This is a genomic window from Mycobacterium terramassiliense (assembly GCF_900157385.1).
GTDB classification, from domain to species: domain Bacteria; phylum Actinomycetota; class Actinomycetes; order Mycobacteriales; family Mycobacteriaceae; genus Mycobacterium; species Mycobacterium terramassiliense.
Map to the genome: position 1 here is coordinate 175,907 of NZ_LT717700.1, position 22,830 is coordinate 198,736.

The 22,830-nt window shown below is 68.3% G+C and carries 24 protein-coding genes; 12 read left to right on the forward strand and 12 right to left on the reverse strand.

Going from position 1 to position 22,830, the window contains the following annotated elements:
• Window positions 1-12: 12 nt before the first annotated feature.
• Genes MTAB308_RS08820 through prfB form a run of 8 tightly spaced genes read right to left on the reverse strand, consistent with a single transcriptional unit; the run spans window position 13 to window position 6,430 of the window.
• Window positions 13-858: a maleylpyruvate isomerase family mycothiol-dependent enzyme gene (locus MTAB308_RS08820; protein ID WP_077099120.1), complete on the reverse strand. Its 846-nt coding sequence runs from the start codon at window positions 856-858 to the stop codon at window positions 13-15.
• A gap of 32 nt (window positions 859-890) precedes the next feature.
• A complete protein-coding gene (locus tag MTAB308_RS08825) occupies window positions 891-1,736 on the reverse strand; it encodes an EamA family transporter (protein ID WP_342744153.1) in 846 nt (281 codons plus the stop codon).
• Complete coding sequence (smpB, locus tag MTAB308_RS08830; RefSeq protein ID WP_077099122.1) at window positions 1,733-2,242, reverse strand: SsrA-binding protein SmpB; 510 nt, start codon at window positions 2,240-2,242, stop codon at window positions 1,733-1,735. The genes MTAB308_RS08825 and smpB overlap by 4 nt, the downstream gene beginning before the upstream one ends.
• A 2-nt stretch (window positions 2,243-2,244) precedes the next feature.
• Window positions 2,245-3,138, reverse strand: coding sequence for a permease-like cell division protein FtsX (ftsX, locus tag MTAB308_RS08835; RefSeq protein ID WP_077099123.1), 894 nt, complete (start codon window positions 3,136-3,138; stop codon window positions 2,245-2,247).
• Window positions 3,139-3,828 carry a cell division ATP-binding protein FtsE gene (gene ftsE, locus MTAB308_RS08840; RefSeq protein WP_077100070.1) on the reverse strand — a complete coding sequence of 230 codons (690 nt, stop codon included), beginning with the start codon at window positions 3,826-3,828 and terminating at the stop codon, window positions 3,139-3,141.
• 43 nt (window positions 3,829-3,871) lie between these two features.
• Window positions 3,872-4,348, reverse strand: coding sequence for an Rv3103c family proline-rich protein (locus tag MTAB308_RS29230; protein ID WP_077099124.1), 477 nt, complete (start codon window positions 4,346-4,348; stop codon window positions 3,872-3,874).
• On the reverse strand, window positions 4,345-5,328 hold the full coding sequence (locus tag MTAB308_RS08850; RefSeq protein ID WP_077099125.1) for a mechanosensitive ion channel family protein: 984 nt from the start codon (window positions 5,326-5,328) through the stop codon (window positions 4,345-4,347). The genes MTAB308_RS29230 and MTAB308_RS08850 overlap by 4 nt, the downstream gene beginning before the upstream one ends.
• Complete coding sequence (prfB, locus tag MTAB308_RS08855) at window positions 5,318-6,430, reverse strand: peptide chain release factor 2 (RefSeq protein WP_077099126.1); 1,113 nt, start codon at window positions 6,428-6,430, stop codon at window positions 5,318-5,320. The genes MTAB308_RS08850 and prfB overlap by 11 nt, the downstream gene beginning before the upstream one ends.
• Before the next feature lie 90 nt (window positions 6,431-6,520).
• On the opposite strand from prfB, the gene MTAB308_RS08860 reads away from it, so the two are divergent.
• A complete protein-coding gene (locus MTAB308_RS08860) occupies window positions 6,521-7,882 on the forward strand; it encodes an FAD-dependent oxidoreductase (protein WP_077099127.1) in 1,362 nt (453 codons plus the stop codon).
• Between the two features lie 9 nt (window positions 7,883-7,891).
• On the opposite strand, the gene MTAB308_RS08865 is transcribed toward MTAB308_RS08860, so the two are convergent.
• Window positions 7,892-8,515 carry a response regulator transcription factor gene (locus tag MTAB308_RS08865; protein ID WP_077099128.1) on the reverse strand — a complete coding sequence of 208 codons (624 nt, stop codon included), beginning with the start codon at window positions 8,513-8,515 and terminating at the stop codon, window positions 7,892-7,894.
• A 19-nt stretch (window positions 8,516-8,534) separates the two neighbouring features.
• The gene (locus tag MTAB308_RS08870) at window positions 8,535-9,323 is read right to left on the reverse strand and encodes a universal stress protein (RefSeq protein WP_077099129.1); all 789 of its coding nucleotides are present in this window, start codon (window positions 9,321-9,323) and stop codon (window positions 8,535-8,537) included.
• A gap of 380 nt (window positions 9,324-9,703) precedes the next feature.
• Between MTAB308_RS08870 and MTAB308_RS08875 the strand changes: the two genes are divergently transcribed.
• Window positions 9,704-10,864, forward strand: coding sequence for a PPE family protein (locus tag MTAB308_RS08875; protein ID WP_077099130.1), 1,161 nt, complete (start codon window positions 9,704-9,706; stop codon window positions 10,862-10,864).
• On the opposite strand, the gene MTAB308_RS08880 is transcribed toward MTAB308_RS08875, so the two are convergent.
• On the reverse strand, window positions 10,861-11,190 hold the full coding sequence (locus MTAB308_RS08880) for a hypothetical protein (protein WP_077100071.1): 330 nt from the start codon (window positions 11,188-11,190) through the stop codon (window positions 10,861-10,863). The genes MTAB308_RS08875 and MTAB308_RS08880 overlap by 4 nt on opposite strands.
• Before the next feature lie 23 nt (window positions 11,191-11,213).
• On the opposite strand from MTAB308_RS08880, the gene hisN reads away from it, so the two are divergent.
• The 3 genes from hisN (at window position 11,214) to MTAB308_RS08895 (ending at window position 14,729) form a co-directional block, all read left to right on the forward strand.
• Complete coding sequence (gene hisN, locus MTAB308_RS08885; RefSeq protein WP_077099131.1) at window positions 11,214-11,993, forward strand: histidinol-phosphatase; 780 nt, start codon at window positions 11,214-11,216, stop codon at window positions 11,991-11,993.
• 92 nt (window positions 11,994-12,085) lie between these two features.
• Window positions 12,086-13,492, forward strand: a complete 1,407-nt coding sequence (locus MTAB308_RS08890; protein WP_077099132.1) for an acyl-CoA dehydrogenase family protein — start codon at window positions 12,086-12,088, stop codon at window positions 13,490-13,492.
• A gap of 31 nt (window positions 13,493-13,523) precedes the next feature.
• The gene (locus MTAB308_RS08895) at window positions 13,524-14,729 is read left to right on the forward strand and encodes an acyl-CoA dehydrogenase family protein (RefSeq protein WP_077099133.1); all 1,206 of its coding nucleotides are present in this window, start codon (window positions 13,524-13,526) and stop codon (window positions 14,727-14,729) included.
• 81 nt (window positions 14,730-14,810) lie between these two features.
• Here the strand turns inward: MTAB308_RS08895 and MTAB308_RS08900 are convergent, their stop codons facing one another.
• Window positions 14,811-15,668 (reverse strand): oxidoreductase, encoded by an 858-nt coding sequence (locus MTAB308_RS08900; protein ID WP_077099134.1) that lies wholly within the window; start codon window positions 15,666-15,668, stop codon window positions 14,811-14,813.
• Between the two features lie 22 nt (window positions 15,669-15,690).
• Here MTAB308_RS08900 and MTAB308_RS08905 point away from each other — a divergent pair, with 22 nt between their 5' ends.
• The 7 genes from MTAB308_RS08905 to MTAB308_RS08935 all read left to right on the forward strand — a co-directional run bounded on the left by MTAB308_RS08905 (window position 15,691) and on the right by MTAB308_RS08935 (window position 22,821).
• Window positions 15,691-16,689 (forward strand): acrylyl-CoA reductase family protein, encoded by a 999-nt coding sequence (locus tag MTAB308_RS08905; protein WP_077099135.1) that lies wholly within the window; start codon window positions 15,691-15,693, stop codon window positions 16,687-16,689.
• Between the two features lie 22 nt (window positions 16,690-16,711).
• Window positions 16,712-17,683, forward strand: a complete 972-nt coding sequence (locus MTAB308_RS08910; RefSeq protein ID WP_077099136.1) for an NADPH:quinone oxidoreductase family protein — start codon at window positions 16,712-16,714, stop codon at window positions 17,681-17,683.
• Window positions 17,684-17,836: 153 nt separating this feature from the next.
• A complete protein-coding gene (locus tag MTAB308_RS08915; RefSeq protein ID WP_077099137.1) occupies window positions 17,837-18,943 on the forward strand; it encodes a homogentisate 1,2-dioxygenase in 1,107 nt (368 codons plus the stop codon).
• Window positions 18,940-20,115, forward strand: a complete 1,176-nt coding sequence (locus MTAB308_RS08920; protein WP_077099138.1) for an alpha/beta hydrolase — start codon at window positions 18,940-18,942, stop codon at window positions 20,113-20,115. The genes MTAB308_RS08915 and MTAB308_RS08920 overlap by 4 nt, the downstream gene beginning before the upstream one ends.
• A complete protein-coding gene (locus MTAB308_RS08925) occupies window positions 20,112-21,317 on the forward strand; it encodes a CaiB/BaiF CoA transferase family protein (RefSeq protein WP_077099139.1) in 1,206 nt (401 codons plus the stop codon). The genes MTAB308_RS08920 and MTAB308_RS08925 overlap by 4 nt, the downstream gene beginning before the upstream one ends.
• Window positions 21,314-22,210: a hydroxymethylglutaryl-CoA lyase gene (locus MTAB308_RS08930; protein ID WP_077099140.1), complete on the forward strand. Its 897-nt coding sequence runs from the start codon at window positions 21,314-21,316 to the stop codon at window positions 22,208-22,210. Before MTAB308_RS08925 ends, MTAB308_RS08930 begins: the two co-directional genes overlap by 4 nt.
• A complete protein-coding gene (locus MTAB308_RS08935) occupies window positions 22,210-22,821 on the forward strand; it encodes a TetR/AcrR family transcriptional regulator (RefSeq protein WP_077099141.1) in 612 nt (203 codons plus the stop codon). Before MTAB308_RS08930 ends, MTAB308_RS08935 begins: the two co-directional genes overlap by 1 nt.
• Window positions 22,822-22,830 lie beyond the last annotated feature (9 nt).

Genomic DNA, 22,830 nt, shown 5'->3' on the forward strand with positions numbered 1-22,830 from the left:
CGAAAAGTGCTGTTAGATCACGAAATTGAGATTTTCGACGACCTGGGCGGCGACGTCTTGGTCGCCGCCGAGTTCGATGTCCTGGGCACGGGCCGGGCTCATCGGGCGCCCGCCGGAAAGCCGGGTGAACTGCAGACCATCCAGCCGGATCGTCGCCGTCGGCTCCCCGCCGCCGAAGTCGTCGACCAGCTGAGCACGTCCGTCGACGTTGACGCGGATCTCGCGCGCCACCGGGCCGGTCAGCTCGAACAGAATGCGCGAACCGTCGGGCGCCTTGGCACGCTTGCCCACCACATACCCCATCGTGGACGCGATCTCGTCGAGGGAGAGCTCCGAAGCCGGGCCGCGCAGCGCGTCGTCGGACGACGGCCGCGCCAGCGCCTCCCGGATGTCCTGCTCGTGCATCCAGCAGTCGAACACCCGGACCCGCATGAACCGCCCGTAGGTCTCCGGGCCCACCGGCGTCGGCCTCACCGCGTCCCACTCCTCGGCGGACATGTTCGTCAGGGCCTTGCGCCGGTCGCCGGTGATGTCCCGAAAGCGTGCCAGCACGTCGGCGCCGGCTTCCGAGCTGAGCTGGCGGACCCAGCACTCGTTCATGACGCCGATGTCGTTGCGGACGTGCTCGAGCGCCGAGACGTCGATGTCGGGCTGGGGTGCGTCTATGCCCGCGAGGAAGGACTCGGTGCCGATCATGTGCGCCACCAGCGCCTTGACGTCCCACCCGGGCAGCGGGCTGGGCGCCTGCCAGTCGGCCTCCTCGAGCCCGTCCAGCAGGGCGTCGATGTCGTCCCACACGCCGAAGAGGCCCGCGAGCACCTCGGATTTGTCGAGTTTGGTCACCGGTCGATCGGCCATGGTCGGATAGTAGGCCGATCGTGCGCCGATCGTCAGCTTGCGGCGATCATCGCTACCGAGCCCATCGCCATCACCATGCCGACCCCCTGCAGGCGACTAACCCGCTCGCGCAGCACCACCATCGCCAGCACGACCGTCGCGGCCGGATACAGCGAGATCAAGATGCTGGCCAGCGAGAGCAGCCAGGTGTGCAGCGCCAGCAGCATCGTCACGTTGGCGCAGATGTCCAACAGGGCCACCGTCAGCGCCATCTTCATCGGCTTGCCCTGCGGCAGCCGCAGGTTGTTGCTCATCGCGGACATGCCGACCACCACCGCGGTCGCCGCCAGCCGCGCGAACACCAGCGGCCAGAGCTTGGTCGCATGTGGCGCCTGGTGAAGGAACACCATGTTGAGCCCCATCGCCGACCCGGCCAGCACCGTGAGCCAGGCCACCCTCGGGGTGAACCGATAGGGCGTCACGCCATCGGCGGTGGCCTCGCGGCTGACCAGCATCACCGCGATCAGGGCCAGCACCACGCCCACCGAGGCGGCCTGGCCGGGACGCTCCCCCAGCGCCACGCCGACCGCGACGGGAACGGCCGCATTGAGGACGGCGGCCAGCGGCGAGACCACCGAAATGGGACCCGAGCCCAGCGCGGCGAAGAACGCCCACATGCCGAAGGCCATCCCAATGCCGTAGAGGCTGCCCCAGATGATCGCGCCGGGCTGGATGGGGCCGCCCACGCCGATGGCCAGCACGCCCAGAATCAGTGCCTCGAGCGGGTAGGCCACCAGCATCACCCGCAGCGCGGCCACCCGTCGAGCGGCTACACCGCCCACGAAGTCGCTGACGCCGTACGTAACGGCAGACAGCTGGGCGTACGCCGCCCCGATCAGTTCATGCCCTTGGCTCGCCGACCCAACTCTCGATGCAGTTCGCGATTGGCGTCGCGACGGGCCATGTCCTGGCGCTTGTCGTACGCTCGCTTGCCGCGCGCGAGGGCGAGCTCGACCTTGACCTTTCCTTCTGAGAAATACAGAGACATTGGCACGAGCGCGAGGTTACCATCTCGTATCTTGCCGACCAGTCTGTCGATTTGTTGCCTATGTAACAACAACTTTCGATTGCGACGAGGGTCATGGTTGGTCCAGCTACCGTGCTGATACTCGGGTATGTACAGGTTGCGCAACCAGACTTCGCCGTCGTCAACCGTTGCGAAGGCATCGGCCAACGACGCGTGGCCCTGGCGCAGACTCTTGACTTCGGTGCCCTGCAAAGCCACTCCGGCCTCGTAAAGCTCCTCGATCGAATAGTTGTGGCGCGCTTTGCGATTGGTGGCCACGATCTGTTTGCTACCGCGCTTGTCGCCCGCCGCCTTGCTCCGGCCCGAGTCTTTCGCCACAGCTACCGCCGTACGTACAGTCGCAACGTCACATAGGCGGTCAGTCCGGCCATCGACACGCCGAGCAGGAACAGGATCGGCGAGATGTAAATGATGTCGGCATAGTCGACCCGGGCGATCAGGTTGGCTTGATAGAACTGGTTCAGCGCGTTGTCCAAAAACGTTGCCCGGACCAGGATTAGGCCGGCGACCGCGATCGCCACGCCAAGCGCCGCGGCAACCATCGCCTCCACCAGGAACGGCAGCTGCGTATACAAGCGGCTGGCGCCGACCAGGCGCATGATCCCGATCTCGGTGCGGCGTGTGAAGGCCGCGACCTGCACCATGTTGGCAATCAACAGGATCGCGCCGACGGCCTGCACCAGGGCGACGGCGAACGCGACGTTGCTCAACCCGTCGAGGACCGCGAACAGCCGGTCGATCAGGTCCTTTTGGTTGAGCACGGACAGCACCCCGGGCTGCCCCTGCATCGCGGTGTCAAAGTCCTTGTGCTGCTCGGGGTTATTTAGCTTGACGATGAAAGACGCTGGGAACGAATCCTTCCCGGCAACGTCCTTGTACTGCGGAAACTTTCGGATGGCGTCGTTGTAGGCGTCCTCGCGGTTGAGGAACCGGACCGCTTTGACGTCGTCGCGCTTGTCGATCTTCTCCCGCAGCGCCTTGCACGGGTTGGCGGTGCAGGACGGGTCGTTGGCGGAGACGTCCTCGGTGAGGAAGACCTGCGTCTCGACGCGGTCGAGGTAGATGGCCCGGGAGTGTTCGGCCAGCCGAACCACCAGCAGGCCACCGCCGAACAGCCCGATGGAAATCGCGGTCGTCAGGATCATCGCCGCCGTCATGGTGACGTTGCGACGAAGGCCGGTCAGGACCTCGTTGAGCAGGAAGCCGAAGCGCACTTAGCGATCCATCCCGTAGATGCCGCGCTGCTCGTCGCGCACCAGCCTGCCCAGCGACAGCTCGACGACCCGCTGCCGCATCGAGTCCACGATGTGGTGGTCGTGCGTCGCCATCAGCACCGTCGTGCCGGTGCGGTTGATCCGCTCCAACAAATCCATGATGTCCTTACTGGTATCCGGGTCGAGGTTGCCGGTGGGCTCGTCGGCCAGCAGCACCAGGGGCCGGTTGACGAAGGCGCGGGCTATCGCAACCCGCTGCTGCTCACCACCCGACAGCTCGTGCGGTAGCCGATTGGCCTTGCCGGACAGCCCGACCGTGTCGAGCACGTCGGGAACCACCCGGTTGATCGCGTCTCGGCGCTTGCCGATGACCTCGAGCGCGAAAGCGACGTTTTCATAGACAGTCTTTTGCTGCAGCAACCGGAAATCCTGAAACACGCAACCGATCACCTGCCGCAGCTTCGGGATGTGCCGTCCGGGCAGCTTGTTCACGTGGAACTTCGAGACCCGGATGTCACCGGTGTTCGGCGACTCCTCGCCCAGCAGCAGCCGCATGAACGTCGACTTGCCCGAACCCGACGGGCCGATCAGGAAGACGAATTCACCCTTGTCGATTTTGACGTTGATGTCGTCCAGCGCCGGCCGAGCCGACGCCTTGTACTTCTTGCTGACATTGTCAAGGGTGATCATCACGGCACGCCAGTGTAGCGGTGAACTTCGCTGGCAAGCGAAGTCAGCTGGCCGGCGCCGGCGAACTCGGCGCCGGACCCGGCCCCGGCTGGGGCAGCTGCGGCGGGGTCGGCGTGGGGCTGGTGCTCGGCGGACAGAAGGGCGCCGGCAACAGGCACGGCAGCTGCGGCGGGGCGAACGGCGCGGGCGTCGTGGTGGTCGTCGTGGGCGGCACGGTCGTGCTCGGCGGCACGGTCGTCGTCGGGGTCGGGGTGAACGTGACGGTGGCCGGCGGCTGCTGCACCCGGCTGCGCGGCACCCAGGTGTAGTTCGGGTCCGGCACGAATCCCGGCGGCACCACCTGCGGGGCCGGGGGCTTGGCGGCCGGTTCGGGGCGGTAGGTGTCGTACACCCACCACGCCGCCAGGAAGACCACGATCAAGATCAGCGTCGACGTGCGCATCCGGCCGCCGAACAGGTGGCTCAAGCGCCGTTGCGTGCCCTCGCCGCGCCTCTCGAGGATGCTCACGGTGAACTTCACCGGCCCTGCACCGCCGCATCGGCTTGTTCTTCGGCGGCCTCGGCCGCCGGGACCGAGGGATCGTCGACCAGACCGACCTTGGCGTCGGCCGCGGTCATGATTCCGACGCGGGCCAACGCTCGAATGACCAGGACGCGCAGCTGCCGGCCGACCTCGAACTGCTTGCCGGGCAGGGTGCGGGCCACCATGCGCAGGGTGACGGTGTCGACTCCGATGCTCTCCACGCCCATCACGGTGGGCGGATCCAGCAGCAATTCCCCCAGCACCGGGTTGTCCATGGCGCGGTCGCATTCCTGGTGCAACACCTCGTTGACCCGGTTCAGGTCGGCCGAGGTCGACACCGGGATGTCCACCACGGCGCGGGCCCAATCCTTGGACAGGTTGACCACCTTGACGATCTGCCCGTTGGGAATGGTCAACACCTCGCCATCCGGCGAGCGCAGCCGGGTCACGCGCAACGTGACGTTCTCGACCGTGCCGCTGGCCTCCGTCGCGGAAACCACGGTCAGGTTGACCAGGTCGCCGAACCCATACTGCTTTTCCACCAGGATGAAGAACCCGGAGAGCAGGTCGCGCACCAGCTGCTGAGCGCCGAAACCGAGCGCCGCGCCCACCACCGTCGCGGGTGCGACCAGGCCGCTCACCGAAAAGCGCAGCACGTCGGCGATCTGCAGCATGACCCAGATGCCGATGATCACGACCGAAACCCAGGAGATCACGGACGCCACGGCCTGGCGGTGCTTGGTGGCCTCCGAGCGCACCAGCGCGTCGCTTTCGGCGAAGCCCAGGTCGAGCTTGCGGGTGACCTGCTGGGCCACCCAGTTGACGAAGCGGGCAGCGAGCACCGCCGCGATCAACACCATGACGATCCGCAGACCGCGGGTGATGATCCATTGGCCGGCGTCGCCGCGCCAGAATTCGTGCCAGCCCAGCGCCTGTATCGAGGCGGTTGCGGCAGTAACTGTCGTGTTAGTCAGCATCTTTTCGATTGCGCCACCGGATCCCCGCTTCCAGGAATCCGTCGATGTCCCCGTCCAGAACGGCGGTCGGATTGCCCACCTCGTACTCGGTTCGCAGATCCTTGACCATCTGATACGGGTGCAGTACGTAGGAGCGCATCTGGTTGCCCCAGGAGCTGCCGCCTTCGCCCTTCAAGGCGTCCAGCTCAGCGCGCTCTTCTGATCGCTTGCGCTCCAACAACTTTGCCTGAAGCACTCGCATTGCCGAGATCTTGTTCTGCAATTGGGATTTTTCGTTCTGGCAAGTCACGACGATACCCGTCGGGATGTGGGTTAAACGAACCGCCGAGTCGGTGGTGTTGACCGACTGCCCACCCGGACCGCTGGAACGGTAGACGTCGACCCGGATGTCGCCTTCCGGGATATCGATGTGATCGGTGGTCTCCACCACCGGAAGCACCTCGACTTCGGCGAAGGACGTCTGACGCCGGCTCTGGTTGTCGAACGGGCTGATCCGGACCAGCCGGTGGGTGCCCTGCTCGACGGACAACGTCCCATAGGCGAAGGGAGCGTGCACCGCGAACGTGGCGCTCTTGATGCCCGCTTCTTCCGCGTAGGAGGTGTCGAACACCTCGACCGGATACTTGTGCTGCTCCGCCCAGCGGATATACATCCGCATCAGCATCTCGGCCCAGTCGGCGGCGTCCACGCCGCCCGCGCCCGAACGGATCGTGAGCAGCGCCTCGCGCTCGTCGTACTCACCCGAGAGCAGCGTGCGCACCTCGGTGGCCTCTATATCGGCGCGCAGCGCCTTGAGCTCGGCGTCCGCCTCGGCGAGCGTGTCGGCGCCGCCCTCACCCGCTTCGGCCGCCAGTTCGTAGAGCACCGGCAGGTCGTCGAGGCGCTGCCGCAGCTCCTCGATGCGACGCAGCTCCCCCTGGGCGTGGGATAACTGGCTGGTCACCCGCTGCGCGTTGCTCTGGTCATCCCATAATTTGGGATCCGACGCCTCGTCCTCCAGCTTTTCGATGCGGGTACGCAGACCATCCACATCGAGCACCCGCTCCACCGTGGTCAGCGTGGAGTCCAGGGCGGCGATGTCGGCTTGACGGTCGGGTTCCACAGGCGCCCACGTTACCAATGCTCAGGTCATGGCCCGGGCGCCAGCGTTTAGCATCAAGGGATCAGCCCCACCCGAACAGAAGGCTCGAGGATGCGCCCATATCACGTCGCGATCGTCGGCTCCGGACCGTCGGGATTCTTCGCCGCGGCATCGTTGCTGAAGGCCGCCGACGCGTCGGAGAACATCGACGTGGCCGTCGACATGCTGGAGATGCTGCCGACGCCCTGGGGCCTGGTCCGCTCCGGCGTCGCGCCCGACCACCCGAAGATCAAGTCGATCAGCAAGCAATTCGAGAAGACCGCGGAAGATCCCCGCTTCCGCTTCTTCGGCAATGTGGTGGTGGGCGAGCACGTGGAGGCGGCCGAACTCGCCGAGCGCTATGACGCCGTGGTCTACGCCGTGGGGGCGCAGTCCGACCGCGCGCTGAACATTCCCGGCGAGCACCTGCCGGGCAGTGTCGCCGCCGTGGACTTCGTGGGCTGGTACAACGCGCACCCGAGCTTCGAGCGCAGCACCCCCGACCTGTCGGGCACCCGCGCCGTCGTCGTGGGCAACGGCAACGTGGCGCTCGACGTGGCGCGCATCCTGGTCACCGACCCGGAGGTGCTGGGGCAGACGGATATCGCCGACCATGCCTTGGAGTCGCTGCGACCCTGCGGTGTCGACGAGGTGGTCATCATCGGCCGACGCGGGCCGCTGCAGACGGCGTTCACGACACTGGAGCTGCGCGAGCTCGCGGACCTCGAGGGGGTCGACGTCATCGTCGACCCGGCCCAACTGGAGGGCATCAGCGACGAGGACGCGGCCGCGGTCGGCAAGACGACGAAGCAGAACATCAAGGTGCTGCGCGACTACGCTCAGCGCCCCCCGCGGCCTGGGCATCGCCGAATCGTCTTCCGATTCCTGACTTCTCCGATCGAGATCAAGGGCGACGGCAAGGTCGAGAGCATCGTGCTCGGCCGCAACGAGCTGGTCAGCGACGAGAGCGGGCGGGTGGCGGCCAAGGACACCGGCGAGCGCGAGGAGCTCCCGGCTCAATTGGTGGTGCGGTCGGTCGGTTACCGCGGCGTGCCCACCCCGGGGCTGCCGTTCGATGACAAGAGCGCGACCATCCCCAACGCCGGCGGCCGGGTGGAGGGCAGCCGCAACGAGTACGTGGTCGGGTGGATCAAGCGCGGGCCGACCGGTGTGATCGGTACCAATAAGAAGGACTCCCAGGACACCGTCGACACCCTGCTGAACGACTTGGTCGCCGCGGAGGAACTCGCGGACTTCCCGGACGACCACGCCGGCAAGCTGGCCGACTGGCTGGCGTCGCGCCAGCCGAAGCTGGTCACCTCCGCTCATTGGGAGGTCATCGACCGCCACGAGCGGGCGGCGGGTGAGCCCCACGGGCGTCCCCGCGTCAAGCTACCCAGCCTGGCGGAACTGCTGCGAATCGGGCACGGCTGATCGGGCGCCTCAGAACCATTGCCGATCAAGCGAATACGGGTAGCGCGTCACACCCAGTTTGACCAGCAGGCGCGACACCTGCTTGCGCACGATATCTTCGGCCAACCTCGTCCGCTCGGCGATCTGCCTGTTGGTCAGGCCGTCACCGAGCAAGCTCAATAACGCGCGGTCCCGGTCGTTGAGGCCCCAGAGCCCGTCGTTGGTCTCGGCGATCCGCGACAGTTTCTTCATCAGCGCGGCCGTGGCGTGCGGGTCGAGCAGAGATCGCCCGGCGCCCACATCCTTGATGGCGCAAGCCAATTCCATGCCTTTGATGTTCTTGACGACATATCCGCTGCCGCCCGCCAGGACTGCGCACAGCATCGCCTCGTCGGAGGTGTGCGACATCATCATCAGGCAGCGCAGATCAGGCATCGACGACAACAGGTCGCGGCACAACTCGACGCCGTGGCCATCGGGCAGCCAATCGTCGAGCACCGCGACATCGGGACTGGCCACAGGAATCTTGGTCATCGCCTCGGCGACGGATGCGGCCTCCCCGACGCAGTCGAGTTCGGGGTCCGCACTGAGCAGTTCGATCAGTCCGCGCCGCACCACCGCGTGATCGTCGACCAAAAAGAAACCTAGGCTCATAGGAGTTCCCGCCCGGCCTCTACAGATTGCTCGAACGCGTGGCGAGAACCGACGTTCCGGCGTTGTGCGCGCCGCACAGGTCATAGCAACCACGCGCGTCGGTGACGAAAAGCTGATCCGGCCCGTGGTGAGCGGCCAGATAGTCGTCGACGCTCCCGCGAACGACGGCGGATTCGACGCGCACGTCCGGGTACTGCCGCGTCCACCGGGCAATCCGCCGCCTCAGCTGCGCCTGCGCCGAACGTTTCGCGACGTCGTCCGGTCCCGCGGAACCGGATAGCGCGATTGCGCGCAGCGGAGCCTGGCGCAACCTCGCCTCCTCGAAGGCGTGGCGCAGGGCGCCGGCGTTGTCGGCTTGCACCGTCACGCGACCGACCCTGGCGGTTGCCCGCCTGCCCGTCGGGTGGCGGATCACGGCGACCGGACACAGCGCCGACGCGGCCAGGCTCGCCGACAGGGAGCCGACGCCATGGGCGGCATGATCGAGACCGATGGACCCGACACAGATCATCGCCGCCGACCTGGACTCTTCCAAGAGGCCGGCAAGCGGCTTCCCCCAAAGGATCTCGGTTTCGACCTTCGCCGGTTGCCCGGCCTCCTCGACCGCCCGACGGGCGCCTTGCAACGCCGACCGGGCGGCGGCCAACCGGCGATCGCCGGTGCGCTGAGATTCCGGGGCCTCGATCACACAAACCAATCGCAGCGGTATGTCGCGGCTCACCGCCTCGTCGATCGCCCAGCGGGCCGCGGCGACCGCCGCTTTGGATCCGTCGACACCGACGACGACGCTCGGAGCTGAATCACCCATCGGGGTCTCCTGCGCTGCTTGGAAGTGCTCGACGATCGTCTCCGCCCCACGCTATTGGCCGGAAACAGGGATCACCCAGGGGCATTCGGTTCACAAATGGGGGCCATTGGTCCCTATCAATGACCCCAAGCGCGGTCGCCGCGGCCAGCGATCGCGGCCGAGGCCGCGCGGTCCGCGGCGGCCCGTCAGTGAATCTGGCCATTTTCACATGGCGGCAACGAAGCCGACTGACACGCTGGACTTTTGGGCCTAAAACTCCAGTACAGACGGGCAACGCCGCCTACATTCTTATCACCGCTGCCAGTGCGGCGGCGGTGGACAGAGTGCCGAATCGGGCTCGGCGCGGTTCAGCACGTACACCCAAACAGGGAGACCTGACAATGGATTACGCCCTTTTTCCGCCCGAAATCAATTCCGCCCGGATTTACAGCGGCCCCGGATCGGGCTCGCTGTTGGCCGCCGCGGGAAGCTGGGATTCGCTGTCCGCCGAATTGGGCACCACGGCCCAGACTTACGAATCCGTGCTCTCGACCCTTACCACCTTGCAGTGGCGCGGCCCCGCGTCGGAATCGATGACGACCGCGGCCACGCCCTACGTGCAGTGGCTGACCACGACCGCGCAGCAGACGAAACAGACGGCCATGCAAGCCAGGGCCGCGGCGGCGGCGTTCGACCAGGCGTTCGCCATGACGGTGCCCCCGCCGGTCATCGCGGTCAACCGCGCGCAGCTGCAGGCGCTGATCGCGACGAACTTCTTTGGCCAGAACACCGCGGCGATCGCGGCCACCGAGGCCCACTACGCCGAAATGTGGGCCCAGGACGCCACCGCGATGAACGCCTATGCCGCCACGTCGGCGACGGCCAGCCGGTTGACACCGTTCGCTTCCCCGCAACAGACCACCAACCCCGACGGGGTGGCCGCCCAAAGCGCGGCCGCCACCCAGGCGGCCGCCGACCCCTTCACGACCGTGTACTCGGCATTGCAGGGGTTGAGCACGCAGCTGAGCAACGCGTTGGCTTCCGTGCTGAACCTCAGCCCGATTCCGATCAGCGCGAACCCGCTCAGCGTGCTGGACTCGATCCAGCTCGCGAACGCGTCATTCGGCGGGATCGGAACCTTCGCGGGGCTTCCGGCGTCGATGAGCAGCCACGCCGCCAATCTGCTCGGCATGCAGGCCAATATGGCGTACCTGTCCGGCCTCGCGGGCCCCGCGCCCGCGCTCGGGCCCATCGGGCTCGGCGGCGGGACACCCGGATCGGGACTCGGCGGCCTGACCAACGCGGTCACGGCGAGCATGAGCCGGGCAAACGCGATCGGTCCGATGTCGGTGCCGGCCAGCTGGTCCGCGCCGTCGACCGGCCGCATCGCGGCGCTGGAACCCGCCGGCCTGACCACCCTCGCGGGAACCGACGAGTTGGCCGGTTCCGGTTATCCCGGCGTGCCCGGGATGCCGGCGGGCACGTTGGCGCGGGCGTCGGGGGTCCTGCCGCGCTACGGGACGCGGCTGACCGTGATGACGCGCCCGCCCGCGGGCGGCTAGGCGGCCGGCGGCTCGGCCGGTGCGAACCGCCAGTTGTCCGGGTTCTTGGGCGAATACACCACCGGGAGCAGCTGGCCCATCGTCGGCCAGTGGTCGACGTCGACCGCCACGCGCTGATAGACGGCGTACTCGCTGACCGTGGGCCCGTTGATGACGCCGGCGATGGTGACGAACTGCTCGCCGGTAGCGTCCGGCCGCGGGCTGACCCCGGTCACCAGCAGCGTCCCGCTCGCCACCTCGCCGCGCGGGCCGCGCGGGATGAACCGCTGGGCCAAGACCACCCCCAGGACCGCCACCAGCAGGATCAGCACACCGAATTCCCACACCCGGCCATGGTAGGACTGCACCCATGAGTCGCGACGACCTGACGCTGGCGCTCGCCCTGGCCGACCGCGCCGACGCGGTGACCACAGCCCGGTTCGGAGCGCTCGACCTGCGGATCGACACCAAACCGGATCTGACGCCGGTGACCGACGCCGATCGGCGCGTCGAGACCGACCTGCGCGACGTGCTGGGGCGCGAACGGCCGGACGACGGCGTCGTCGGCGAGGAGTTCGGCGGGACCGCCACGTTCAGCGGGCGGCAGTGGATCATCGACCCGATCGATGGGACCAAGAACTTCGTGCGCGGCGTGCCGGTGTGGGCCAGCCTGATCGCGTTGCTCACCGACGGCGTCCCCTCGGTCGGCGTCGTGAGCGCGCCGGCGCTGCACCGCCGTTGGTGGGCGGCGGCGGGGCGGGGCGCGTTCGCCGCCGTCGACGGCGGCCCACCGCGCCAGTTATCGGTTTCCTCTGTGGCACAACTGGATTCGGCGAGCCTGTCGTTCTCCAGCCTGTCGGGCTGGGCGCAGCGCGGCCTGCGTGATCGCTTCATCGGGCTCACGGATGCGCTGTGGCGGGTCCGAGCCTATGGCGACTTCCTGTCCTATTGCCTGGTCGCCGAGGGCGCGGTGGACATCGCGGCCGAACCGGAGGTGTCGGTGTGGGATTTGGCGCCGCTCGACATCTTGGTGCGCGAGGCGGGCGGAAAGTTCACCGGTCTGGACGGGGCCGCTGGCCCGCACGCGGGCAGCGCCGTGGCCACCAACGGCCTCCTGCATGAACAGGTGCTTTCCCGCCTGCGGGCCTAGTCTTTGTGAATTAACTAACACGCAGTCCCATCTATCTTACTCCGGAGTAAGATAGAACTATCCGCATTGCCCCAACGACAGAGGCTGCTGAAATGACCGAGACTTCCGGTTCAAAACAGACTTCGAAGACCACCCGCTCACGCCCGAGGCGGCGCGGCCGCAAGAACGGCGTCGGCCTGCAACCGCACAAGCGGACCGGGATCGACCTCACCCTCGCGCTGCTTACCCCGCTCGTCGGCCAGGAGTTTCTGGACAAATACCACCTGCGCGACCCGCTGAACCGCGGCCTGCGCTACGGCACGAAGACGATCTTCTCCACCGCCGGAGCCGCGTCCCGCCAGTTCAAACGGGTCCAGAACCTCCGGGGCGGGCCGACCCGGCTCAAGTCCAGTGGCAAGGACTATTTCGATCTGACGCCCGACGACGAGCAGAAGATGATCGTCGAGACCCTCGACGAGTTCGCCGAGGAGGTGCTGCGCCCCGCGGCGCACGACGCCGCCGAGGCGGCCACCTATCCCCCCGATCTGATCGCCAAGGCCGCCGAGCTGGGGATCACCGCGATCAACATCCCCGAGGACTTCGAGGGCATCGCCGCCCACCGCTCGAGCGTCACCAACGTGCTGGTCGCCGAGGCGCTCGCCTACGGCGACATGGGCCTGGCGTTGCCGATTCTCGCGCCCGGGGGCGTGGCGTCGGCCCTCACCCATTGGGGCAGCGCCGATCAGCAGGCAACCTACCTGCACGAGTTCGCCGGCGAGAACGTCCCGCAGGCGTGCGTGGCCATCGCCGAACCGCAACCGCTGTTCGACCCCACCCGGTTGCAGACCACCGCGGTGCGCACTCCGAGTGGCTACCGGCTCGAGGGTGTCAAATCGTTGGTCCCCGCCGCCGCCGACGCCGAGCTGTTCGTCGTCGCGGCGCAGTTGGACGGCAAGCCCGCGCTGTTCATCGTCGAGTCGGCCACCAAAGGCCTTACCGTCAAGGCGGATCCGAGCATGGGAATCCGCGCGGCGGCCCTGGGCCGGGTCGAGCTGTCCGGCGTGACGGTGCCGCTGGGCGCGCGGCTGGGCGAGGACGAGGCCTCCGATGACGACTACTCCGAGGCGATCGCGCTGTCGCGTCTGGGCTGGGCGGCGCTGGCGGTCGGCACCTCGCACGCGGTGCTCGACTACGTCGTCCCGTATGTGAAAGAGCGTGAGGCCTTCGGTGAGCCGATCGCGCGCCGCCAGGCCGTGGCCTTCATGTGCGCGAACATCGCCATCGAATTGGACGGCCTGCGGCTGATCACCTGGCGCGGCGCCGCCCGCGCCGAGCAGGGCCTGCCGTTCGCCCGGGAAGCGGCGCTGGCCAAGCGGCTCGGCACCGACAAGGGCATGCAGATCGGCCTGGACGGCGTGCAACTGCTCGGCGGCCACGGCTACACCAAGGAGCACCCGGTCGAGCGCTGGTACCGCGACCTGCGGGCGATCGGCGTGGCCGAGGGCGTCGTCGTCATCTAAGTCGTCATCTCACTCGAGCGAAAGACCAATCATGGCAATCAATCTGGAACTGCCCCGCAAGCTGCAAGCGGTGAGCGTCAAGACCCACCAGGGCGCCGCCGAGATGATGCGGCCGATCGCGCGCAAGTACGACCTCAAGGAGCACGCCTACCCGGTCGAGCTGGACACCCTGATCAGCCTGTTCGAGGGCGCCTCCGAATCGGTCGCCTTCGCCGGGGCCGACGCGCTTCGCGACGAGGACGAGGACAGGGACCGAAACCACAACGGCGCCAACATGGCCGCGCTGCTGCAGACGCTGGAGGCCAGCTGGGGCGACGTCGCGATGATGCTGTCGGTCCCCTACCAGGGGCTGGGTAACGCGGCCATCTCCGCGGTGGCCACCGACGAGCAACTGGAGCGCCTCGGCAAGGTGTGGGCGGCGATGGCCATCACCGAGCCCGGCTTCGGATCCGATTCGGCGGCGGTGTCCACCACCGCCAAGCTGGACGGCGACGAGTACGTGATCAACGGCGAGAAGATCTTCGTCACGGCCGGCTCGCGGGCCACCCACATCGTGGTGTGGGCCACGCTGGACAAGGCGGCGGGCCGCGCCGCGATCAAATCGTTCATCGTGCCGCGCGACCACCCGGGCGTCACCGTCGAACGGCTCGAGCACAAGCTCGGCATCAAGGGCTCCGACACCGCGGCGATCCGGTTCGACAACGTCCGCATCCCGAAGGACAACCTGCTGGGCAACCCCGAAATCGAGGTCGGCAAGGGCTTTTCCGGTGTGATGGAGACCTTCGACAACACCCGGCCGATCGTCGCCGCCATGGCCATCGGGGTCGGCCGCGCCGCGCTGGAGGAGATCCGCAAGATCCTCACCGAGGCGGGGGTCGAGATCTGCTACGACCGGCCGTCACACGCCCAGAGCGCCGCGGCGGCCGAGTTCCTGCGGATGGAGGCCGACTGGGAGGCCGCCTACCTGCTGTCGTTGCGGGCCGCGTGGCAGGCCGACAACAAGATCCCCAACTCCAAAGAGGCGTCGATGAGCAAGGCCAAGGCCGGGCGGATGGCAAGCGACGTCACCCTCAAGTCCGTCGAATTGGCCGGCACCGCAGGGTATTCCGAGCAGTCGCTGCTGGAGAAGTGGGCGCGCGATTCGAAGATCCTGGACATCTTCGAGGGCACCCAGCAGATCCAGCAGCTCGTGGTCGCCCGTCGCCTGCTGGGGCTGTCGTCGGCCGAACTCAAGTAGCTATCGGTGCCTTCGCGCCCAACGTGAAACCAGGGCGAAAATCTCGCGGCTTTTCCGCCCTGGTTTCACGGTCGGCGAGACCTATGCCGCGACGGCGTTGAGCCGCTCGCGGGTGTCCGCGTCCAGCTCGATGGAGGCGACGGCCATGTTCTCCTCCAGGTGCCGCACCGACGAAGTGCCCGGGATCAGCAGCACATTGGGCGCCACGCTCAGCGTCCAGGCGAGGGCGACCTGCGCGGGGGTGCGGCCGACTCGCTCGGCGGTGTCGGTCACCAACGGGTGACTCAAGACCGGGTTCGGCCGCGCGAACGCCGCCCCCAGCGGGAAGAACGGCACGAACGCGATCCCCTGCCTCGTGCACTCCTCGAGCACGGGGGCGGAGTCGCGGTCGACAAGGTTGAAAGCGTTCTGCACACAAACGATTTCGGTGCGTCCCAGGGCATGCAGCAGGTGTTCACGGTTGATGTTGCTCAGCCCGATCCCGCCGATCAAACCCTCGTCACGGGCCTGCATCATGGCCGTCAGCTGATCGTCGAACAGCTGATCCGGACCGTCGCTGTCGAAGAGCCTCAGGTTGACCGCGGCCAGCCGGTCGACCCCCAAGGTCCGCAGGTTCGCCTCGATGTCGCGGCGCAAGTCGGCCGGTTCGCCCGCCGGTAGCCAAGCGCCGGTGTCGTCCCGGCGCCCACCGACCTTGCTCACCAGGGCCAGGTTGTCCGGATACGGGTGCAACGCCTCGCGGATCAGCTCGTTGGCGACGTCGGGGCCGTAGAACTGGGCGGTGTCGATGTGGTCGACGCCGAGTTCGACCGCGCGCCGCAGCACCGCGAGCGCCTCGTCACGGTCCCGCGGGGGGCCGAACACGTTCGGCCCGGGCAGTTGCATCGCGCCGAAGCCGATGCGCGCGACGGAAAAGCCACCGAGTGGAAAGGAATCCATGGGGTGAGGTTAGCGTCGTCGTATGGACACGTTTCAAGCGCTCGTCGCGCGCCAAGATGGTGACCGGATAACCGCGTCGGTCGAGACGCTGAGCGCCGAGGACCTGCCGCCCGGCGAGGTGACGATCCGGGTGGAGTACTCGAGCGTCAACTTCAAGGACGCGCTGGCGCTCACGCCGGGCGGCGGCGTGGTCCGCAATTACCCGGTGGTGCCGGGCATCGACCTGACCGGCGAGGTCGTCGAATCCCACTCCCCCGATTTCGCCGTCGGCGACCAGGTGTTGGCCCATGGGTACGCGATCGGCACCGGCCACCACGGCGGTTACGCCGAATACGCGCGGCTGCCCGCCGACCAGGTGGTGGCGCTCGGCGACCTGACGCCGCGCGAGGGCGCCGCGATCGGCACCGCCGGCTTCACCGCCGCGATGAGCGTGCAGGCGCTGATCGAATGGGGCCTAAAACCCGACGCCGGGCCGGTCGTCGTCACCGGCGCCTCCGGCGGCGTCGGATCCGTGAGCGTGGACCTGCTGGCGGGAGCGGGCTACCGGGTGGTCGCGTCCACCGGCAAGGAGCAGGCGGCCGGCCTGCTGAAAGAGCTTGGCGCCGCGGAGGTTATCGGACGGTTGCCCGAGGACCCCGACGCCAAGCCCCGGCCCCTGGCCAAGGCGCGCTGGGCGGGCGCGGTGGATTGCGTGGGCGGGGCGACCCTGGCCGACGTGCTCAGCGCCGTCGACTACGGCGGGGGGGGGGCCTGCAGCGGCCTGACCGGTGGGCCGGCGTTGCACACCACGGTGATGCCGTTCATCCTGCGCGGCGTCGCGCTGCTCGGGATGGACTCGGTGCTGATGCCGATCGGCCGGCGCCGGAAATTGTGGGCGCTGCTGGGTGATTCGTTGCGGCCGCGTCACCTGGAGGCGGTGATCAGCGACGTCGACGTCAAGGACGTTGTCGGCGTGCTGGATCAGGTGCGCGCCGGCGCCTTCTCCGGCCGCGCGGTGGTGCGGGTCGCCGGCGGGTTTTGAGTCGGCAGTAGGCTGTCCGACCATGCGGGCTGCACGGGTGACGCGACTGGATGGTCCGGACGCGATCGAGGTGGCGGAGGTCGACGAACCCTCGGGTGACGGTGTGGTCGTCGACGTGTACGCGGCGGGCGCGGCCTTTCCCGACGCCCTTCTGACCCGCGGCCTCTACCAGTACCGGCCGGAGCCGCCGTTCGTGCTCGGGGCCGAGATCGCCGGCGTGGTGCGGTCGGCGCCCCAGGGCGCGCACGTGCAACCCGGAGACCGGGTCGTCGGGTTGACGATGCTGTCGGGTGGCATGGCCGAGGTCGCCATCCTGCAGCCGGACCGGGTGTTCAAGCTGCCGGACAACGTGAGCTTCGAGGCCGGCGCGGGCCTGCTGTTCAACGACCTGACGGTGTACTTCGCGCTGACCGTGCGCGGCCGGCTGGCCCAGGGCGAGACGGTGCTGGTACACGGCGCCGCCGGCGGGATCGGCACGTCCACGCTGCGGCTGGCGTCGCTGCTCGGGGCGTCCCGCAGCATCGCGGTCGTCAGCACCGAGGACAAGGCGGACGTGGCGACGGCGGCCGGCGCCACCGATGTGGTGCTGGCCGAGGGCTTCAAGGACGCGGTCAAGGAGCTCACCGGCGGCCGCGGCATCGATGTGGTGGTCGACCCGGTCGGCGGCGACCGGTTCACCGATTCGCTGCGCTCGCTCGCCCCGGGCGGACGCCTGCTGGTCATCGGGTTCACCGGCGGGGAGATCCCGACCGTGAAGGTGAACCGGCTGCTGCTCAACAACATTGACGTCGTCGGCGTGGGCTGGGGGGCCTGGGCGGGGACGCACCCGAACGCGCTCGCCGAGCAGTGGGCCGGGCTGGAGGCCCTGCTCAGCTCGGGCCGGCTGGCCGCCCCGACGCCCGAGGTCTATCCGCTGGAGCGGGCCGGCGCGGCCGTCGCATCGCTCGAGAATCGCACGGCCAAAGGGAAAGTCGTGGTGCGCGTTCGCGATTGAGGCGCGGCGACACATCAACGTCTGCGACGACACGCCGACGCGGTGCGCAATGGATCATGTCTCGAGGAGTTGGGGCGCCGAGCACCTTGTGCGTCCGATAAACAAAAAGTAATGTCACTTTCAGTTTCGTTCCCCGCCGAGCCTGGAGTCTCCATGGAATCCTTCGTTCACCTGCGAAAAGGGAAAACGCCGCGCCGCTTGCACGCCGACCTCGACGGGCTCAAGGACGACGAACTGGGCCGGGGTGGATTCACCGGCCGGACCGCGAACATGTACCGCCGCAACGACCCCACCGCCTACCGGGCCGTCGGTCCCCTGCGACCGGTCGACGTGCTCGCCGGCGAGCTCAAGCCCGGCGACGCCACCGACGCCAACGGCGGTCCGCTGCTCATGTTCAGCAACGACGACTGCCGAATCTCGTTGAGCCGCCGCCACGAGCCGATGCCGTTCTACGCCCGGCACGTCGACGGCGACCTGCTGTGCTTCGTGCACAGCGGGGCGGGCCTGCTGGAGACCGAGTTCGGGCCGCTGCGCTACCGCGAGGGCGACTGGGTCTACCTCCCGAAGGCGTGCACCTGGCGTCAAATACCCGACGGCGAGACCACGCTGCTGATGATCGAGGCCAGCGACGAATTCCGGGTGCCGCCGCCCGGCGCGCTGGGCCGCCACTTCCCGTTCGATCCGTCGCAGGCGACGATCCCCGAACCGGAGCCGATCGACGACGACGGCCGCGACGAGTACGAGGTCCGGCTCGTCCACCGGTCTATTGAGGACGGCGGCCCGACAACGCTGTTCTACCAACACAATCCGCTTGACGTCGAGGGCTGGCGCGGCGACAACTTCGCGTTCACCTTCAACATCGCCGACTACAACGTGATCACCTCGGACAGCGTTCACCTGCCGCCCACGGTGCACCTGTTCATGCAGGCCACCGGCGTCTACGTGATGAACTTCCTGCCCAAGCCCGCCGAGGGCGTCGCCGGCACCGAGCGCACCCCCTGGTACCACCGCAACGTCGACTACGACGAGATCGCCTTCTTCCACGGCGGTTCGCTCTACGGCATCCCGATGCCGCCCGGGCTGATCACCCATGCGCCGCAAGGCGTTCACCACGGCGCGCCGGAGAAGGCGCGGGAACGGGCGCGCCGCAAGTTCGACGAACATTCGCGGGTGGACTGGCAGGTGATCGCGGTCGACACCCGGCGCCGGCTCACCCCGTCCGCCGAGGTGCTCGCCCACGACCTCGGGCAGCACTCGTGAAGCACGACTACGATCGAATCCCCTATCTGGTTGCCTTCCAGAACAATTCCGCGGTGCGCGACGTCTACGGCGGTCTGGCCGAGATCACCGTGCTGGAAAGCTATCTGCTCAAGCCGAAAGCCAAGCCGTCCGATACCGTGCTGGTCTTCATGCACCCGATCGGGGGCGGCGCGTACCTGCCGATGATCAACGCGCTGGCCCGGGCGGGGCACCACGTCATCTACTGCAACAGCCGGTTTCGCGGCACCGATTCGGCGCTGCTGATGGAGAAGGTGGTCGAGGACCTCGGCGAGTGCATCAAGGACGCCAAGGGCCGCCTGGGCTACCGCAAGGTGGTGCTCGCCGGGTGGAGCGGCGGCGGCTCGCTGTCGGTGTTCTATCAACAGCAGGCCCAGAAACCGACGATCACGGCGAGCCCGTCCGGCGACGGCCCCGACCTCACCAAGCTCGACCTGCCCGAGGCCGACGGGATCATGCTGCTGGCCGCGCACATCAGCCGGCACGGCACGCTGACCGAATGGCTGGACGCGTCCATCCTCGACGAGTCCGACCCGACCAAGCGCGATCCCGAGCTGGACCTGTACGACCCGGACAACCCCAACCAACCGCCCTACAGCCGGGAGTTCCTGGACCGCTACCGGCAGGCGCAGATCGACCGCAACCGGCGCATCACGGCATGGGTCCGAGCAAAGCTGGCCGAATTGAAGGCGGCCGGGCGACCCGACGAGGAGTTCTGCTTCGTCGTGCACGGCACGATGGCCGACCCGCGCTGGCTGGACCCGAGCGTGGATCCCAACGAACGGACCCCGGGGACCTGCTATCTGGGCGAGCCCCGAGTGGTGAACATGAGCCCGGTCGGGTTGGCCCGGTTTTCGACGCTGCGCGGCTGGCTGTCGCAATGGAGTTACGACGACGCCCGCGGCGACGGGGTGGCGTGCGGGCGCGACCTTGCCGTCCCGGCGCTGGTCATCGGTAACCTGGCCGATGACGCCTGCACGCCCAGCCACACCCGACGGCTCTTCGAGGCGATCGGGCACCCCGACAAGGAGATGCACGAAATTCCCGGCGCCACACATTATTACGCGGGTCCCGACCAACGGGACAAGCTGCGGCACGCCGTCGAGGTGGTCACCGACTGGCTGATCCGGCACGACTTCGCGGCCCCAGAATGAACACCACCGGCCCGCTGGACGGCATCCGGGTGCTCGAGCTGGGCACCCTGATCGCCGGGCCGTTCGCCGGCCGGCTGCTCGGCGACATGGGCGCCGACGTCATCAAGGTGGAACCCCCCGGCGCGCCGGACCCGCTGCGCACCTGGGGCCAGGCCGAACTGAACGGGCACCACGTCTTCTGGACGGTGCACGCCCGCAACAAGCGGGCGATCACCCTGGACCTGCGCAAGCCCCGCGGCCGAGAGCTGTTCTTAGACCTCGTCGCGAAATCCGACATCGTGGTGGAGAACTTCCGCCCGGGCACGCTGGAGAAGTGGAACCTGGGCTACGACGCGCTCTGTGAACGCAACCCGGGCATCATCCTGGTCCGGGTGTCCGGCTACGGGCAGACGGGGCCCGATGCGCACAAGGCCGGCTACGCCTCGGTGGCGGAAGCGGCCAGCGGACTGCGGCACCTCAACGGCTTCCCGGGCGGACCGCCGCCCCGGCTGGCGCTCTCGCTCGGCGACAGCCTCGCCGGCATGTTCGGCGCCCAGGGCGCGCTGGCCGCGCTGTACCGCCGCGGCGTCACCGGGCGCGGCCAGGTGGTGGACGTCGCGCTCACCGAATCCTGCTTGGCCGTGCAGGAATCCACGATCCCCGACTATGACGTCGGCGGCGTGGTGCGCGGGCCGTCGGGCACCCGGCTGGACGGCATCGCGCCGTCCAACATCTACCGCAGCGCCGACGGATCCTGGGTGGTGATCGCCGCCAACCAGGACACGGTGTTCGCCCGGCTGTGCGCGGCCATGGGGCGCCCGGAGCTGGCCACCGACGACCGGTTCGCCACGCACGTCGCCCGCGGCCGCAATCAGGACGAACTCGACAAGATCATCGGCGCGTGGGCCGCCGACCGGCAACCCGGCGACATCATCGAAACCCTGACCGCCGCAGGCGTGATCGCGGGTCCGATCAACACGGTCGCCGAGGTGGTCAACGACCCGCAGCTACGGGCCCGCGGCATGCTGGTCGAGCACTTCGACGAAGGGATCGAGCGAACCGTACTGGGGCCGGGTGTCGTCCCGGTGCTCTCGGAGTCCCCGGGCGGCGTCCGCAACGCCGGGCCCGCGCGCCCGGGCCAGCACAACGACGACGTCTACCTCGGACTGCTCGGCAAGACCGCCGCCGAGCTCGAGGCGTTGCGGACCGAGGAGGTGCTATGACGCAGCACGTGGACATTCGCGAGGTGTCGCTGCGCGACGGCCTGCAGATCGAACAGCCAATCCCGTTGGCCGCCAAGCTGGAATTGCTGGCCGCGGTGGCCGCCACCGGGGTGCGCGAGGTGGAGGCGACGGCGTTCGTGTCCCCGTCCAAGGTGCCCTCGATGGCCGATGCCGCCGAGCTCGCCGCGCACCTGCACGACTATCCCGACATCGAGTTCTCCGCCCTGGTGGCCAGTCCGAACGGCGCCAAGCGCGCGGTCGCCGCGGGGCTGCGGTCGATCGAATACGTGGTGGCCGCCAGCGACGCGTTCAGCGAGGCCAACGTCGGGCGCAGCGCCGCCGAGGCCACGGGCCAGATCGAGGAGATCGTCGCGATCGCCCACGACGCCGGGGTCACCGTCGAGGTCATCGTCGCCACCGCGTGGGACTGCCCGTTCGAGGGGCCGACCGCGCCGCAGCGGGTGCTCGAGATCGGTGCGGCCGCGCGCGAGCGGGGCGTCGACCGTTTCTCGATCGCCGACACCATCGGCACCACCACCCCGCGGCGCGTGAGTTCGCTGATCGCACAACTGCGTCCGGTGATCGGCGACATGCCGCTGGGCGGGCATTTCCACAACACCCGCGGCACCGGCCTGGCCAGCGCCTACGCCGCGGTCGGCTCCGGGGTCACCAGGCTGGACGCCTCGGTGGGCGGGCTGGGCGGCTGTCCCTTCGCGCCCGGCGCCACGGGCAACATCGCCACCGAGGACCTGGTCTATCTGCTCCGCGACAGCGACATCGACATCGACGTCGACCTGCCGGCCGCCATCGCCGCCGCCGAGGTCGCCCGATCCCTCGTGGGCCACGACTTGCCGAGTGCGCTGCTGCGCGCCGGCGACCGGATCCGGAACTGATGCCGGCCGAAAACCTGACCGCCAAGGGCCGCCAGACCAGGCAGGCCATCGAGCAGGCTGCCCGAAAGCTGTTCGCGGAACGCGGCTTTCACGGCACCACCCTGGCCGACATCACGTCGGCGGCGGGCAAGTCGTCCGCCGTGTTCTACCGGTATTTCGCCGACAAGGAAGACCTGTTGGCCGCGCTGGCGGAGTCGTTTCTGCACGAGGTCGTGCGGCCGTCCGGGCTGAGCGTCGAGCTGCCCGAATCGCCGGATGACGACGCGTTCTTCACCGGGGTGGTCACCGGGTACTGGAGCATGTTCAAGCAGAACATCGGCATCATGATCGCCGTGGCCCAGCTCGCCGCCACCCAGCGACGCTTCGCAACCGTGCAGAACGAATTCCGCCGCTTCGGCATGGACATCGTGGCCGCGTCGGTCCGGCGCGCCCAGGAACAGGGTTATGGCGCCGACCTCAACCCCGAACACACCGCGGCGGCCATCGCGCTGCTGTTCGAGAACTTCACCACCGTGTTCGTCGGACCGTCGGGGCTGGGCCTGGAGATCAACGACGAGGACGCCATCGCCACCCTGTCGACGGTGTGGAAGAAGACCCTGTACGGCGCTTGAGCCAGCCAA

What these genes read in the sequence shown, in the direction of transcription:
- MTAB308_RS08820 (WP_077099120.1), bottom strand. Translation starts at nt 858, where the DNA reads ATGGCCGATCGACCGGTGACCAAACTCGACAAATCCGAGGTGCTCGCG.
- ftsE (WP_077100070.1), bottom strand. Translation starts at nt 3,828, where the DNA reads ATGATCACCCTTGACAATGTCAGCAAGAAGTACAAGGCGTCGGCTCGG.
- MTAB308_RS08850 (WP_077099125.1), bottom strand. Translation starts at nt 5,328, where the DNA reads ATGCTGACTAACACGACAGTTACTGCCGCAACCGCCTCGATACAGGCG.
- MTAB308_RS08860 (WP_077099127.1), top strand. Translation starts at nt 6,521, where the DNA reads ATGCGCCCATATCACGTCGCGATCGTCGGCTCCGGACCGTCGGGATTC.
- MTAB308_RS08865 (WP_077099128.1), bottom strand. Translation starts at nt 8,515, where the DNA reads ATGAGCCTAGGTTTCTTTTTGGTCGACGATCACGCGGTGGTGCGGCGC.
- MTAB308_RS08870 (WP_077099129.1), bottom strand. Translation starts at nt 9,323, where the DNA reads ATGGGTGATTCAGCTCCGAGCGTCGTCGTCGGTGTCGACGGATCCAAA.
- MTAB308_RS08875 (WP_077099130.1), top strand. Translation starts at nt 9,704, where the DNA reads ATGGATTACGCCCTTTTTCCGCCCGAAATCAATTCCGCCCGGATTTAC.
- hisN (WP_077099131.1), top strand. Translation starts at nt 11,214, where the DNA reads ATGAGTCGCGACGACCTGACGCTGGCGCTCGCCCTGGCCGACCGCGCC.
- MTAB308_RS08890 (WP_077099132.1), top strand. Translation starts at nt 12,086, where the DNA reads ATGACCGAGACTTCCGGTTCAAAACAGACTTCGAAGACCACCCGCTCA.
- MTAB308_RS08895 (WP_077099133.1), top strand. Translation starts at nt 13,524, where the DNA reads ATGGCAATCAATCTGGAACTGCCCCGCAAGCTGCAAGCGGTGAGCGTC.
- MTAB308_RS08900 (WP_077099134.1), bottom strand. Translation starts at nt 15,668, where the DNA reads ATGGATTCCTTTCCACTCGGTGGCTTTTCCGTCGCGCGCATCGGCTTC.
- MTAB308_RS08905 (WP_077099135.1), top strand. Translation starts at nt 15,691, where the DNA reads ATGGACACGTTTCAAGCGCTCGTCGCGCGCCAAGATGGTGACCGGATA.
- MTAB308_RS08910 (WP_077099136.1), top strand. Translation starts at nt 16,712, where the DNA reads ATGCGGGCTGCACGGGTGACGCGACTGGATGGTCCGGACGCGATCGAG.
- MTAB308_RS08915 (WP_077099137.1), top strand. Translation starts at nt 17,837, where the DNA reads ATGGAATCCTTCGTTCACCTGCGAAAAGGGAAAACGCCGCGCCGCTTG.
- MTAB308_RS08925 (WP_077099139.1), top strand. Translation starts at nt 20,112, where the DNA reads ATGAACACCACCGGCCCGCTGGACGGCATCCGGGTGCTCGAGCTGGGC.
- MTAB308_RS08930 (WP_077099140.1), top strand. Translation starts at nt 21,314, where the DNA reads ATGACGCAGCACGTGGACATTCGCGAGGTGTCGCTGCGCGACGGCCTG.
- MTAB308_RS08935 (WP_077099141.1), top strand. Translation starts at nt 22,210, where the DNA reads ATGCCGGCCGAAAACCTGACCGCCAAGGGCCGCCAGACCAGGCAGGCC.